Here is a 14,304-nt window from a genome sequence, read left to right as displayed (position 1 = left end):
TCAACAATCTGTATGCGTAAGAAGAGGTCATTATGGCAAAAAATGTAAATTTAACAGGAGAAGAAGTCGTTGAGCTGACAGCTCAGTACATGAGCGAATCTGATGTTCAAATGGTCCAAAAGGCGTTGGATTATGCTACTAAAGCTCATTTTTACCAAGTCAGACAATCTGGTGAGCCTTATATCATTCACCCGATCCAAGTAGCGGGCATTTTAGCGGAACTTCATTTGGATGCGGTAACAGTGGCTTGTGGTTTCTTGCACGATGTGGTAGAAGATACCGAGTTGACTTTGGAAGACATTGAAAAAGAATTTGGACGCGATGTGCGTGATATCGTGGATGGAGTGACCAAGCTTGGTAAGGTTGAATACAAATCACACGAAGAACAATTGGCAGAGAACCATCGTAAAATGCTGATGGCGATGTCAAAAGATATTCGCGTTATCTTGGTCAAATTGGCAGACAGGCTACACAATATGCGTACGTTGAAACACTTACGTAAGGATAAGCAGGAACGCATTTCGCGTGAAACCATGGAAATTTACGCACCTTTGGCACACCGTTTAGGGATTAGCCGTATCAAGTGGGAATTGGAAGATTTGTCTTTTCGTTACCTTAATGAAGTCGAGTTTTACAAGATTTCTCACATGATGAAGGAAAAACGTCGTGAAAGAGAAGCCTTGGTTGACGAGATTGTCAAGAAAATCAAGGACTACACGCAAGAACAAGGGCTTTACGGCGATGTTTATGGACGTCCAAAACACATTTACTCAATTTACCGCAAGATGCGTGACAAAAAGAAACGCTTTGATCAGATTTATGATCTGATTGCCATTCGTTGCATCATGGAAACACCAAGCGATGTTTATGCCATGGTGGGTTACATTCACGAATTGTGGCGCCCAATGCCAGGACGTTTCAAAGACTACATTGCGGCTCCAAAGTCAAATGGTTATCAATCAATCCATACCACTGTTTATGGTCCAAAAGGTCCCATTGAAATCCAAATTAGAACCAAGGAAATGCACCAAGTCGCCGAATATGGTGTAGCTGCTCACTGGGCTTATAAAAAAGGAATCAAAGGCAAGGTTGACAAGCAAGAACAAGCGGTCGGCATGAGCTGGATTAAAGAGCTTGTGGAATTGCAAGACGCTTCAAACGGTGATGCCATTGACTTTGTGGATTCTGTTAAGGAAGATATTTTCTCAGAGCGCATTTACGTCTTTACACCGACAGGTGCCGTGCAAGAATTGCCAAAAGATTCTGGTCCGATTGATTTTGCCTACGCTATCCACACACAAGTAGGTGAAAAGGCAGTTGGTGCCAAGGTTAATGGACGCATGGTTCCCTTGACGGCTAAATTAAAAACAGGTGATGTCGTTGAAATTGTCACCAATCAAAATTCATTTGGGCCTAGCCGTGACTGGATTAAGATTGTTAAGACCAACAAAGCTCGCAATCGTATTCGTCAATTTTTGAAAAACCAAGACAAGGAACTCTCGACCAATAAAGGTCGTGAGTTGTTGGTGGATTATTTTCAAGACCATGGTTACGTTGCTAATAAATATCTAGATAAAAAGCATATCGAAGCGATTTTGCCACGTTTTAGTGTGCGCAGTGAGGAAGCCTTGTATGCAGCTGTTGGATTTGGCGAAATCAGCGCCGTTGCTGTCTTTAATCGCCTGACTGAAAAAGAACGTCGTGAGGAAGAGCGTGCGAGAGCCAAAGCCGAAGCCGAAGAATTGATGAAAGGCGGCGAAGTCAAGACTGAAAACCGCGATGTTTTGAAGGTTCGCAGTGAAAATGGCGTGATTATTCAAGGGGCGTCAGGTTTGCTGATGCGTATCGCAAAATGTTGTAATCCTGTACCAGGTGATCCTATCGAAGGCTACATTACAAAAGGTCGCGGGGTTGCCATTCACCGTGCTGATTGCCATAATATCAAGAGCCAAGAGGGCTATGAAGAACGTTTAATTGAAGTGGAGTGGGACGATGCTAATTCAAGCAATGACTACTTGGCGGAAATTGATATTTACGGCTTGAACCGTTCAGGATTGCTCAATGACGTGCTACAAGTCGTGTCAAATGCGACAAAAAACGTATCAACCGTCAATGCCCAACCAACTAAGGATATGAAGTTTGCTAATATCCATATTAGCTTTGCTATTCCTAATCTAACAGCTCTGACAAGCGTGGTTGATAAAATCAAAATCATTCCAGATGTTTATTCTGTTAAGCGAACAAATGGGTGATGTTTTCTGTTAAATAAAGCACAGACTCCCAGTAGTTTTGTTCACTATTGGGGGTCTTTCGTCTAAGAAAGGTAATTAAAATGAAAATTGTGATGCAACGTGTCAAGCGTGCAGCCGTAAGCATCGATGAGGCTACTGTTGGTGCGATAGACCAAGGACTTCTATTATTGGTTGGCGTGGGACCAGATGACCAGCAGGAAGATTTGGATTATGCGGTGCGTAAAATCGTCAATATGCGTATTTTTTCAGATGATAATGGTAAGATGAACTTGTCAGTCCAAGATATCAAGGGCAAGATTTTGTCTGTTTCTCAGTTTACGCTGTTTGCAGAAACCAAAAAAGGCAATCGCCCAGCTTTTTCAGGTGCTGCAGAGCCTGAGATGGCAGAGAAGTATTATCAAGCGTTTAATGCTGCCCTATCCCAATTTGTCCCAGTTGAAACAGGGCAATTTGGTGCTGATATGCAGGTAAGTCTAGTCAATGACGGCCCTGTGACTATCCTACTAGACACCAAATCGCGCTAGTAATGTCTGTATTTAAAATGATTGGAGAGATATGTCAATAGAGAAATGGTTCCCTGAAGCTCGTCGTGACAAAGAGGACACGTCTGGTGAGGAGTGGATTGTTTTAGAGGAAAATGGTCAAAAGTGGTACCTTCCCATTGCCCAACTCAGTGAGCGTGAAAAAGCCTTGCTGCAGTTTAAGCAGGTGGCCATTTCAGATAATAGTCACACCAACCATCCTTGGTATCGGTATTTGGTGCAAAAAAAGGGCAATCCTCCAACAACCTACAAACGACTACAGATGATTTACATCGAGCATCCTTATGCCCTTCCCAAAGAGTTGTTCACGTTTTTTAAGACGCTATTGCCTAATCTCATTACGGTGGTGACCTTGTCGGAAAATCGTAGCTTGCTCTTGCTCAATCAAGAACAGCCAATGGTGGTTGAGGATGTCATTCAAGATGTGTTGCCGACTTTGGAGAGTGATTTTGGAACCAAGCTGACCGTTTTCTTTGGCAATTGCTGGAATTGTGTGAAAAAGGAAGATGCTCAGATTTATTTTGAGGAGGAGATGCGGCTTTTTTCAAGTGTCAAATTGTATGGTGGCAATGAGAGAACCAGTACTTTTTCAGAATTGCTCCTCTTAAACCTTGCGCATGCTTCAGATGTTCCTACGATTAAACGCACGCTGTTGGAGTGTATTGACAATAGCAAAGATATGCGTGATGTCATCGTGATGTTGTGGCAAGAGCAGGGGAATTTAGCTAAAACAGCTCAACACCTGTACATTCACCGCAACTCCCTTCAGTATAAGTTGGAAAAATTTCGCTTAGCTTCTGGTTTGAATGTGAAAAACTTAAATGATTTGACCTTGTCTTATTTGTTGGTCAAGATGTCTTAATTTTGGTCATCTTGCACAAAAAAACTTGGGCATTTTGTCTCTATTTTGTAAACGCTGCCTTTGCTATAATAAAAGCACATCGTTCAAAGGAGTAACAAAATGGTCGAATTAAATCTTAACCACATTTACAAAAAATACCCAAATGCAAGCCACTATGCTGTTGAGGACTTCAACCTTGACATTAAAGATAAAGAATTTATCGTCTTCGTAGGACCTTCAGGTTGCGGGAAGTCAACAACGCTTCGTATGGTTGCAGGTCTTGAGGACATCACAGAAGGTGAACTTAAAATTGACGGCGAAGTGGTCAATGACAAAGCACCAAAAGATCGTGATATTGCCATGGTTTTCCAAAACTACGCCCTTTACCCACACATGAGCGTTTATGATAACATGGCCTTTGGTCTGAAATTAAGAAAATACAAAAAAGACGATATTGACAAACGTGTTCGTGAAGCTGCTCAAATCCTTGGTTTGACCGAGTTTCTTCAACGTAAACCAGCTGACTTGTCAGGTGGCCAACGCCAACGTGTTGCCATGGGACGTGCAATTGTCCGTGACGCCAAAGTATTCTTGATGGATGAGCCTTTGTCAAACTTGGATGCGAAATTGCGTGTGTCAATGCGTGCTGAAATCGCTAAAATTCACCGCCGTATCGGGGCAACAACTATCTACGTTACCCACGACCAAACCGAAGCCATGACACTGGCTGACCGCATCGTTATCATGAGTTCAACGAAAAACCCTGACGGTTCAGGAACTATTGGACGCGTGGAACAAATCGGAACCCCACAAGAACTCTACAACCGTCCAGCTAATAAATTTGTCGCTGGCTTTATCGGAAGCCCAGCCATGAACTTCTTTGAAGCAACTGTTGACGGTGATACGCTAGTGAGCGATGGTGGCTTCACTGTGAAATTGCCAGAAGGCCAAAAGAAATTGCTTGAAACCAAAGGATACAATGGCAAACGCGTTATCTTTGGTATTCGTCCAGAAGACGTATCAAATAACCCATTGGCACGTGAAACTTACCCTGGCGCAACGCTTTCAGCTGAAGTGACCGTATCAGAGTTGCTTGGTTCAGAAACCATGCTTTACGTTCGTTCAGGTGGTGTTGAATTGGTAGCACGTACCGATGCGCGTGATGTTTACCAACCAGGTTCAAAAGTGGAATTGACATTGAATGTTGCCAAAGGTCACTTCTTTGACTCAGAAACGGAGGTAGCTATTCGCTAATTTAACGCTATCCAAAACAGAACTCTTCTAGAATACAACCCAAAAAGCCTTACGTCTAACAGCGGAGGGCTTTTTTGGGTTTTCATCATAAAATAAAGTTACTTACCAAATGATAAGTAACTTTTTATTGTCTAAACTTATTCGTCAGCGACCATGATATCAGTTAATTGACCAAATTTTTCTTTAGCATCTTCAGAAATATTAGAATCAGTGACCAGGTGATCGATTTTGCTAACATTGTAGAAATCATAAAAATCGTATTTATTGAATTTTTCATGGTCGACGAGAAGGAATTTTTCAAAGGCATTATCAAGAGCAATGCGTTGAATTTCTCCTTCATTTTCGCTGTAAGTGGCTACAGAATCCCCAAAGACACCATTGGCACTGACAAATGCTTTTGAGAATTTGAGATTTTGCAAGTAGTTAGCAGTCAGTGAGCCGACAAAGGCACCTGTAATATCACGATATTCACCGCCGGTTAAGATTAAATCGGTGCTTTTATTTTGATTTAAAATAGTGAATACTGGCAAACTATTTGTCACGACACGGATGTTTTTGGCAATAAGTTCGTGAGCAAAATGTTCCAGCGTTGTTCCAGGACCGATGAAAACTGTTTCGCCATCTTGGATGAATTGACTTGCAAATTTTGCAATAGCGCGTTTTTCTTCAATTTGTAGTTCTTGTTTTTCAGTGTTTGATTTTTCGTATTTAGGTTTTACTTTTGGTGTATCGATACTTTGGGCGCCACCATGGATACGAATCAACAAACCTTCTTTATCGAGTTCGTCAAGGTCACGACGAACAGTCATATCTGAAACACCAAGTTCTTTAATGATGTCGTTAACAGTAATAACACCTTTTACGTTGATTTTCTCAAGAATCCACTGGAGGCGTTCTTTTTTTAACATACTAAACTCCTTTTTTTTATTTCTCCTTGTCATTATCATAGCACAATTAAATTACTAACTCAACAAATAAGAAAAAAAGAAACAATTCGAAACATTGTCGTCATAAAGGTAACAATTACTGAAAATAAAGGATTTCTATGACGTTGTTTTCAATGAAGAAAACAAAAATCAACAAACATTTTTGAAAAACACTAAACAAATATGTTGACAAATGTTTGTTTTAGTTTTATTATATAAACATAAAAAACGTTTTTAAAAAATTATCTAGATAAAAGAAAAATTTTGAGGTGTTAAAATGACAGTTATTCTTGGTTCAGATGCTGCAGGTAAAACTTTGAAAAATATTATCAAAGATTACTTGCTTGAAAATAATTATGATGTTAAAGACGTCACAGAGGTTAATAAAGATTTCGTTGATAACACGCTTGCTGTTGCGGCTGGTGTCAACGAATCAGATGAAAATTTAGGTATTATGATTGATGCCTATGGTGCAGGTAGCTTTATGACAGCAACTAAAATCAAAGGTATGATTTGTGCGGAAGTTTCAGATGAACGCTCTGCTTATATGACACGTGCTCACAATAATGCTCGCATGATTACTATGGGTTCTGAAATTGTCGGAGTTACTTTGGCGAAAAATATTGTTAAAGGATTTTTGGAAGGTCACTATGATGGTGGTCGTCACCAAATCCGTGTCGATATGCTAAATAAAATGTGCTAGGAGCGAGGAAGATAAAATGAAAATTGCAATTGGATGTGACCATATCGTAACAACAGAAAAAATGGCAGTGTCAGATTTCTTGAGATCAAAAGGTTACGAAGTAATTGACTGTGGGACTTATGACCACACACGTACGCATTACCCAATTTTTGGTAAAAAAGTCGGTGAAGCGGTGACAAGCGGTAAAGCAGATTTAGGTGTTTGTATCTGTGGAACAGGTGTTGGAATCAACAACTCTGTCAACAAAGTTCCAGGCATTCGTTCTGCTTTGGTTCGTGATATGACAACAGCGATTTACGCTAAAGAAGAATTAAATGCTAATGTCATTGGTTTTGGTGGCAAAATCACAGGTGAATTACTCATGTGCGATATTATTGAAGCCTTTATTAAAGCTGAATACAAACCAACAGCAGAAAATAAAGCTTTGATTGAAAAAATTGCACAAGTCGAAACGGTTAATGAGGACCAAACATCACTAGATTTCTTTGATGAATTTCTTGAAAAATGGGACCGTGGCGAATATCACGACTAGGAGAAAATCAGATGATTCTTACAGTAACACTGAATCCGTCAATTGATATTTCTTATCCGCTTGATGAACTAACTTTGGATACGGTCAATCGTGTTTCTGAGGTTAAGAAAACAGCAGGTGGTAAGGGTTTGAACGTCACACGTGTGCTATCAGAAATTGGTGACAATGTGACTGCGACAGGCTTTATCGGTGGAAAGCTCGGTGACTTTTTAACCAGTAGGCTTGATCAAAATGGTATTCAACATCGTTTCTTTCCGATTCATGGGGAAACCCGCAATTGCATTGCGATTTTACATGAAGGTTTGCAGACAGAAGTTTTGGAAGCAGGTCCGATGATTGACCGAGATGAGGCAGATGGTTTTCTTAATCATTTTCGTTACCTTTGCCCGTCTTATGAAGTCATCACGATTTCAGGAAGCCTTCCAGCGGGGCTTGAAAGCGATTATTATCAAAAAGTCATTGGCCTTGCTAATTCGCAAGGCAAAAAAGTGGTGCTAGATTGTTCTGGTAAGGCTCTGGAAGCTGTTTTAACAGGTGATGACAAACCGTTTGTTATCAAGCCAAATACAGAAGAATTATCACAACTTGTTGGAAGAGAAGTGAGCGATGATGTGGAGGAGTTAAAAGAAATCTTGCAAGATGATTTGTTTGCAGGGATTGATTGGGTGGTCGTTTCACTAGGCAGCAAAGGAGCTTTTGCGAAACACGGTGACCACTATTACCGCGTTACCATTCCAAAAATTGATGTCGTCAATCCTGTTGGTTCTGGTGATTCAACGGTGGCTGGTATTGCGTCAGCAATTATCCATAACCTTTCCGACAAAGACTTCTTACGTCATGCGAATGCCCTTGGTATGCTAAACGCTCAAGAAAAAGTGACAGGTCATGTCAATATGACAAATTACGAAAACTTATTTAATCAAATTCAGGTAGAAGAGGTATAAGAAAAATGGTATTAACACAAGAAAAACGCAGATTACTTGAGAAGCTTAGTCGTGATGGCGTGATTTCTGCTTTGGCATTTGACCAACGTGGAGCACTTAAACGCATGATGGCGAAATATCAAACAGAAGAACCAACAGTTGAACAAATCGAACAATTGAAAGCCTTAGTTTCAGAAGAATTGACACCGTATGCGTCATCTATTCTTCTTGACCCTGAGTATGGTTTGCCAGCAAGTAAGGTTCGTAATGCGAATACTGGACTTTTGCTTGCTTATGAAAAAACAGGTTATGATGCGACAACGACTAGCCGCTTGCCAGATTGCTTGGTCGAATGGTCTGCTAAACGTCTTAAAGAAGAAGGAGCTGATGCAGTGAAATTCTTGCTTTATTATGATGTTGATGGTGATGAATACGTTAATCTTCAAAAACAAGCTTATATCGAACGCATTGGTGCCGAATGTAAAGCTGAAGATATACCATTCTTCCTTGAGATTTTGACTTATGATGAAAACATCACTGACAATACAAGCGCAGCATTTGCCAAAGTAAAACCTCACAAAGTTAACGAAGCCATGAAAGTTTTTTCTGACGACCGCTTTGGTATTGATGTGCTCAAGGTTGAAGTCCCTGTCAACATGAAATATGTTGAAGGTTTTGCGGGCGGTGAAGTGGTTTACACTAAAGAAGAAGCTGCTAAAGCTTTCAAAGACCAAGAAGCAGCAAGTCATTTACCATATATCTATCTTAGCGCAGGTGTTTCAGCAAAGTTTTTCCAAGAAACGTTGGTATTTGCGGCTGAATCAGGTGCTAAATTCAATGGTGTCCTTTGCGGACGTGCTACTTGGGCTGGCTCTGTACAAGTGTATATCGAAGAAGGCGAGGCCGCAGCGCGTGAATGGCTAAGAACACAAGGACGCAAGAATATCGAAGAACTCAACGCAGTCCTTATCAAAACAGCCAGCTCATGGAGTGAGAAAGTTGTAGAACCAGCACTTGCCTAATCTAACTCACTAAAACTTCTTTTATTATTTTGTTTTTACGCGTGATGAGAATGGCAGTTATGAGGCTGTTCATTCTCATTTTATTTAGGAGAAAGTAATGGTTATTGAATTAAAAAATGATTTCTTAACAGTTCAATTTAAGGAATTTGGTGGCGCTTTGTCATCCATAAAAGATAAAGACGGCGTCGAATATTTGTGGCAAGGAAATCCAGAGTATTGGAGTTCACAAGCACCAGTATTATTTCCGATTTGTGGGAGCTTACGTGATGATGAAGCTATTTATCGTCCTAGTAGCCGTCCCCATTTTACAGGTGTGATACCGCGACATGGTTTGGTGCGTAAGAAGACTTTTACTTATGAACCATTATCTGAAAATAGCCTTGTTTTTTCAATCACCCCTGATGCGGAAATGTTGGCAAATTATCCTTATGATTTTGAGTTGAAAATCATTTACACTTTGATTGGAAAGACGATTAAAACAAGTTACCAAGTGACAAATCGCGAGACGGAAAAGGTCATGCCTTACTTTATTGGTGGGCACCCTGGGTTTAATTGCCCATTGCTTGCTGATGAGTGTTATGAAGATTATTATCTCGAATTTGAAAAAGAGGAAACTTGTACTGTTCCAGAATCTTTTCCAGAAACAGGGCTTCTTGATGTGAATAAGCGTACGCCATTTTTAGAAAAGCAAAATATTCTAAATTTGGATTATGCTTTGTTTGCCAAAGATGCCATTACTTTGGATAAATTAGCTTCACGCAGCGTTTCTTTGAAATCTCATAAACACGATAAAGGATTGCGTTTGGATTTTGAAGATTTTCCAAATTTGATTTTATGGTCAACCGTCAATAAGAGTCCTTTTATTGCTCTAGAGCCGTGGAGCGGCTTGTCAACGTCGCTTGATGAAAGTGATATTTTAGAAGATAAATGTCAAGTAACTTTTGTAGCGAGTGGGGAAACGAGTAAAAAATCCTTTGATATTACGATTTTTTGAATTTGTTTAAAATAAACAAAAAAAAACCAAAAAACACAAAGAAAGGGTTTACAAAGTTAAAATTATGTATTATATTATAATCGTAGAAATTAATAGAGTGGATTGTAACTAAGACATTAGGCAAGACAGCAAATGACCTAGAAGGGAGGATTCTAGTTTGTTTGTGGTTTTTTTATCTAGAAACCACGTGAGGAGAGTAGAATGTTTCGGATTGTACAAGCGCTCAACAATAATGTCGCTCTGGTAAAAATGAGCAGGATGACCAAGCCGTTGTCATGGGGCTAGGGATAGTCTTTCAAAAGAAAAAAGGTGATTTAATCACTCCAAGCAAAGTCGAGAAAGTTTTCCTTTTGAAAACAGAGGAATCCAAAGAAAACTTTTTAACCCTTTTGAAAAATATTCCGCTTGATATTCTAACGGTGACTTATAACATGATTGATGATTTGGTAGCCAAATATCATTTTCCTGTTCAGGAATACCTATATGTAAGCCTTACCGACCACGTTTATTTGGTATATCAAAAGCTTTTAAAGGGAGCTTATCAGGATAGTCATTTACCAGATATTTCAGCGGCGTATGTTACTGAGTTTCAAATGGCGCAAGAAGCTGTTGCTATTTTAAGTCAAAAGTTGTCAGTAACTTTTCCAGATGATGAAGTCGGACGAATGGCTCTGCATTTCATTAATGCCAAAGGTGATTACGAAGTTTCTGATAATAACAAAGAGGATGCAACTAAAAAAGTGATAGCTTTGAATGGGATGGTTATACCGAAAGTCCATCATCTTGGAATGTTTGGAAAAATGGCCAAATTTCTGGGATTAAGACCGAAGTTTATGATAATACGCGTTATAAACTCAGCTTCTGGTCAGACAAAGCATATGAAAGTTCTATCTATCAAACAGTAGGAAATCTCAGCTCAGGTACTTACAAATTAAGCATCGATGCTATGGGTGGTACAAGTCTTGAAAATGCAGAACTTTATATCAAAAACTACGGTGGCAACGAACAAAAAATCTCTCTCAAAGATTCAAATACTTGGAAAACCTATACCATTGACAACATTCAAATCACAAACGGACAGTGTGAAGTTGGCGCTTACGTCAAATCATCTGCCAACAAATGGTTAAACATTGATAACGTCCGACTTGTTAAAGTTGATTAAGAAAAACTCCCCCAAGAACTTAGTTCTAGGGGAGATTTCTGTTTTATTTTTTCAGCGCTCTTCGGTAATGGCTTGGGCTTTGTCCGAAATGTTTTTTGAAAGCCTTGCTGAAGGCGAGAGCGTCTGGAAAGCCTACAGCGTTTGCGATTTCTGATATGTGAAAAGTCGTGCTGGTAAGCAAATCAGCACTTTTTTTCATGCGGATTTGAATGAGATAATCCTTGAGAGAATAATCTGTTTCTTCTTTGAAAATCTTGTACAAGTAGGAGCGATTTAGATTGAGCTTTTTTGCAATCTCACTGATTTTTAATGGATTTCCATATTGTGTGTGAATGATTTTTTTAGCTTGCTTGATGTAATTTTGAATCAAAATACTGCTATCAGACATTGCTTTGCTTGGAAATTCTTCTATTAAAAATGCTAGCAATTTGTAAAGTTCAGCAATCAGCTGAAGCTCTGTAATGTCATCGAGTTTTTGATCACGGAATTGTGTTAATTTGACTAGCTGATCGAGGATTTTAGAGTTGAGCGTTGAATGACAAAAATAGTGTTCAAGAAGTTGTGTTTTATTTAAGATGCTTTCAGCTTTTGAGCCACTAAATCCAACCCAAAGATAAGTCCAAGGGTGCTTGCTATCAGATTGGTAGAAGGTCACTTTTCCTTTTGGCAAAATGAACATATCACCTGTTTTAAGTTCGGTCGTTGTGCCATCAATTTTGAAAGTTCCCTTGCCATCAACAATGAAATGAAGGACGTAGTTATCCCTAACAGTAGGTCCAAAAGAGTAGTTTTTATCACAAATCTCGGCACCATAATGGTCGACGTTCAGGTCAAAATTATTCATGTCAAATTCGTTGTAGGTATTTAGAACATTCAAAGTATCAACTCCTTTATAAACAACATTTTACCATATTTGCCCAACATGATACAATTAAAGAGGTAACTAAATGATGGTAAAATTTTAGTAAACAAAGGGAGGAATTATCATGGGAATTCGCATCGAAGGGAATCTTTTTTACATTCAAAGTAAAGAGATGTCAATGATTATCGAAAATAAAGAAGGGGATTTGCTTCTTCGTCATATTGGAGGTAAAATCGCCAAATATCACGGCTCAAATGCTATTTTGGAGAAGGACCACGCTTTTTCAGGAAATCCAACTCCAGATAACCGCACCTTTAGTTATGATACACAACGCCAAGTTTTTGGCGTTCATGGATTCGGAGATTTCCGACAACCATCTCTAAAAATAGCACACGCTAATAACGAATTGACACAATTTAAGTTAACATCTAGTGAGATTTTAAATGGTGCAAAAGAAGCAACAGGATTACCTAATCCACATTCAACAGAAGATGCCGAAACTTTAGTTTTGACACTTGAAGACAAAGTCGCTGCGCTAGAATTAAAACTATACTACACTGCTTATGCTGATTGCAGCACTATTTCAACTCATGCTGAGGTTCGAAATTTATCAGATAAAGCAGTTGTTATCAATCGTGCTTTGTCAACCATGCTTGATGTGCCAGCTTCTGATTATGATGTGGTGACATTGCAAGGTGCTTATGCGCGTGAAAAAACGGTTCGTCGTCAAAAAGTTGAACAAGGTATTTTCACAGTTGCTTCAAATCGTGGTGCTTCAGGTCATTCACATACACCTGCTATGATTTTATGTGAGCATACAGCAACAGAAGATGCTGGTCAGGCTTTAGCTCTTCAACTGCTTTACAGCGGTAATTTCCAAGCTTTTGTCCAAAAAAATCAATTGAACGAAGTTCGTTTAGGTATCGGAATCAACGATGATAATTTTGCTTGGCAACTATCAGCTGGCGATAGCTTTGAAACACCAGTGGTTTTGATGACCTTTTCAAATCAAGGTCTTGGAAAACTTACTCAAGAAAGTCAATTGTTCATTCAAGATCACATCATGCCAAAACAATTTGCACATGCTGAACGTCCAATTCTCATTAACAATTGGGAAGCGACTTATTTTAATTTCAAAAAAGAAAAATTGCTTGATTTAGCTGACGAAGCAAGCAAACTTGGTATCGAGCTTTTTGTTCTTGATGACGGTTGGTTTGGTAATCGATTTGATGATAATCGTGCGCTTGGTGACTGGGTTGTCAACGAAGAAAAACTCGGTGGACCTCTGAATGACTTGATTGCTGAGGTGCATGCCAAAGGTTTGAAATTTGGTTTGTGGTTTGAACCAGAAATGATTTCTGTTGATAGTGACCTTTATCGTGCGCATCCAGATTGGGCTATTCAAGCTGAAGGTCGTGGTCATACTTATTCTCGTAATCAATTGGTGCTCAACCTTGCAAATCCTGATGTCGTAGCCTACATCAAGGCAGCTATTGATAAGATTTTGACAGAAAATACTATTGATTATGTTAAATGGGATTATAACCGTAACATCACAAATATCGGAAATGGTGATACTTATCTTGCGACCCAAATGCAATCTCATGCTTACATGCTAGGTTTGTATGATTTGGTGTCTTATTTGACAGAAAAGCATAGTAACATTCTCTTTGAATCTTGCTCAGGTGGCGGTGGTCGAAATGACCTTGGTATGCTGCGCTATTTCCCACAAGTTTGGGCTAGTGACAATACTGATGCCATTTCACGTTTGCCAATTCAATACGGCTCGAGTTACCTTCACCCAACCATTTCAATGGGCTCTCACGTATCAGCAAGTCCTAATCACCAAATGGGACGCACAACACCGATTGAAACTCGCGGTAATGTTGCCATGATGGGAAATCTTGGCTATGAACTTGATTTGACCAGCTTGCCACAAGCTGAAAAAGATGTAATTACTGCTCAAGTTGCTCACTACAAAGACATTCGTCCAGTGATTCAATTTGGTAAGCAATATCGCTTGATTAATCCAGAAGAAGGGTCAAATGAAGCAGCGGTTCAATTTGTTTATGAAGATAAGGTAGTTGTCACTTATGTTCGCACACTTTCAACCATTGAAATCATTGAAACAACACTTAAGTTGAAAGGATTGGAAGAAGAGGCAACTTACCAACTACAAGGGATAGATCAAGTCTTCTCAGGGGCAGAGCTCATGTATGCGGGCCTCACAACGATTCTCCCACAAGGTGATTACCTCAGTAAACAATACTATTTCGTGAAACAATAAGGAG

Annotated in this window: 13 protein-coding genes and 1 pseudogene; 12 read left to right on the top strand and 2 right to left on the bottom strand. The window is 39.5% G+C overall.

Annotated elements, in window-relative coordinates; translation table 11 throughout:
- Positions 1 to 32 precede the first annotated feature (32 nt).
- From ACFORE_RS07590 to ACFORE_RS07575, 4 genes are all read left to right on the top strand, one after another.
- Complete coding sequence (locus ACFORE_RS07590; RefSeq protein ID WP_293956430.1) at positions 33 to 2,252, top strand: RelA/SpoT family protein; 2,220 nt, start codon at positions 33 to 35, stop codon at positions 2,250 to 2,252.
- Between the two features lie 80 nt (positions 2,253 to 2,332).
- Positions 2,333 to 2,776, top strand: coding sequence for a D-aminoacyl-tRNA deacylase (gene dtd, locus ACFORE_RS07585; RefSeq protein WP_154454123.1), 444 nt, complete (start codon positions 2,333 to 2,335; stop codon positions 2,774 to 2,776).
- A gap of 31 nt (positions 2,777 to 2,807) precedes the next feature.
- The gene (locus tag ACFORE_RS07580; RefSeq protein ID WP_154454122.1) at positions 2,808 to 3,656 is read left to right on the top strand and encodes a helix-turn-helix domain-containing protein; all 849 of its coding nucleotides are present in this window, start codon (positions 2,808 to 2,810) and stop codon (positions 3,654 to 3,656) included.
- Positions 3,657 to 3,755: 99 nt separating this feature from the next.
- Complete coding sequence (locus ACFORE_RS07575; RefSeq protein ID WP_154454121.1) at positions 3,756 to 4,889, top strand: ABC transporter ATP-binding protein; 1,134 nt, start codon at positions 3,756 to 3,758, stop codon at positions 4,887 to 4,889.
- A gap of 137 nt (positions 4,890 to 5,026) precedes the next feature.
- Here the strand turns inward: ACFORE_RS07575 and ACFORE_RS07570 are convergent, their stop codons facing one another.
- Positions 5,027 to 5,797 carry a DeoR/GlpR family DNA-binding transcription regulator gene (locus ACFORE_RS07570; RefSeq protein ID WP_154454120.1) on the bottom strand — a complete coding sequence of 257 codons (771 nt, stop codon included), beginning with the start codon at positions 5,795 to 5,797 and terminating at the stop codon, positions 5,027 to 5,029.
- Positions 5,798 to 6,092: 295 nt separating this feature from the next.
- On the opposite strand from ACFORE_RS07570, the gene lacA reads away from it, so the two are divergent.
- The 7 genes and pseudogenes from lacA (at position 6,093) to ACFORE_RS07535 (ending at position 11,151) form a co-directional block, all read left to right on the top strand.
- Positions 6,093 to 6,518: a galactose-6-phosphate isomerase subunit LacA gene (lacA, locus tag ACFORE_RS07565; RefSeq protein WP_154454119.1), complete on the top strand. Its 426-nt coding sequence runs from the start codon at positions 6,093 to 6,095 to the stop codon at positions 6,516 to 6,518.
- A gap of 16 nt (positions 6,519 to 6,534) precedes the next feature.
- Positions 6,535 to 7,050 (top strand): galactose-6-phosphate isomerase subunit LacB, encoded by a 516-nt coding sequence (gene lacB / locus ACFORE_RS07560; RefSeq protein WP_294607743.1) that lies wholly within the window; start codon positions 6,535 to 6,537, stop codon positions 7,048 to 7,050.
- Positions 7,051 to 7,061: 11 nt separating this feature from the next.
- Positions 7,062 to 7,994 (top strand): tagatose-6-phosphate kinase, encoded by a 933-nt coding sequence (locus ACFORE_RS07555; protein ID WP_154454118.1) that lies wholly within the window; start codon positions 7,062 to 7,064, stop codon positions 7,992 to 7,994.
- Positions 7,995 to 7,999: 5 nt separating this feature from the next.
- A complete protein-coding gene (lacD, locus tag ACFORE_RS07550) occupies positions 8,000 to 8,995 on the top strand; it encodes a tagatose-bisphosphate aldolase (protein ID WP_154454117.1) in 996 nt (331 codons plus the stop codon).
- Positions 8,996 to 9,092: 97 nt separating this feature from the next.
- Entirely contained in the window at positions 9,093 to 9,989 is an 897-nt protein-coding gene (locus ACFORE_RS07545) for an aldose 1-epimerase family protein (protein ID WP_293651027.1), read from the top strand.
- 201 nt (positions 9,990 to 10,190) lie between these two features.
- Positions 10,191 to 10,741: pseudogene (locus ACFORE_RS07540) on the top strand (CAT RNA binding domain-containing protein); the annotation flags it as partial.
- Positions 10,742 to 10,935: 194 nt separating this feature from the next.
- Positions 10,936 to 11,151, top strand: a complete 216-nt coding sequence (locus tag ACFORE_RS07535) for a hypothetical protein (RefSeq protein ID WP_235280689.1) — start codon at positions 10,936 to 10,938, stop codon at positions 11,149 to 11,151.
- 43 nt (positions 11,152 to 11,194) lie between these two features.
- On the opposite strand, the gene ACFORE_RS07530 is transcribed toward ACFORE_RS07535, so the two are convergent.
- Positions 11,195 to 12,028 (bottom strand): AraC family transcriptional regulator, encoded by an 834-nt coding sequence (locus tag ACFORE_RS07530; RefSeq protein WP_216524745.1) that lies wholly within the window; start codon positions 12,026 to 12,028, stop codon positions 11,195 to 11,197.
- Positions 12,029 to 12,137: 109 nt separating this feature from the next.
- Between ACFORE_RS07530 and ACFORE_RS07525 the strand changes: the two genes are divergently transcribed.
- Complete coding sequence (locus ACFORE_RS07525) at positions 12,138 to 14,300, top strand: alpha-galactosidase (RefSeq protein ID WP_154454114.1); 2,163 nt, start codon at positions 12,138 to 12,140, stop codon at positions 14,298 to 14,300.
- Positions 14,301 to 14,304 lie beyond the last annotated feature (4 nt).

The sequence above is a fragment of the Streptococcus alactolyticus genome (genome assembly GCF_042649785.1).
In the GTDB taxonomy this organism is placed as follows: Bacteria; Bacillota; Bacilli; order Lactobacillales; family Streptococcaceae; genus Streptococcus; species Streptococcus alactolyticus.
The sequence above is the reverse complement of the archived record's forward strand: the minus strand, read 5'-3'. Positions and strand labels throughout refer to the sequence as shown.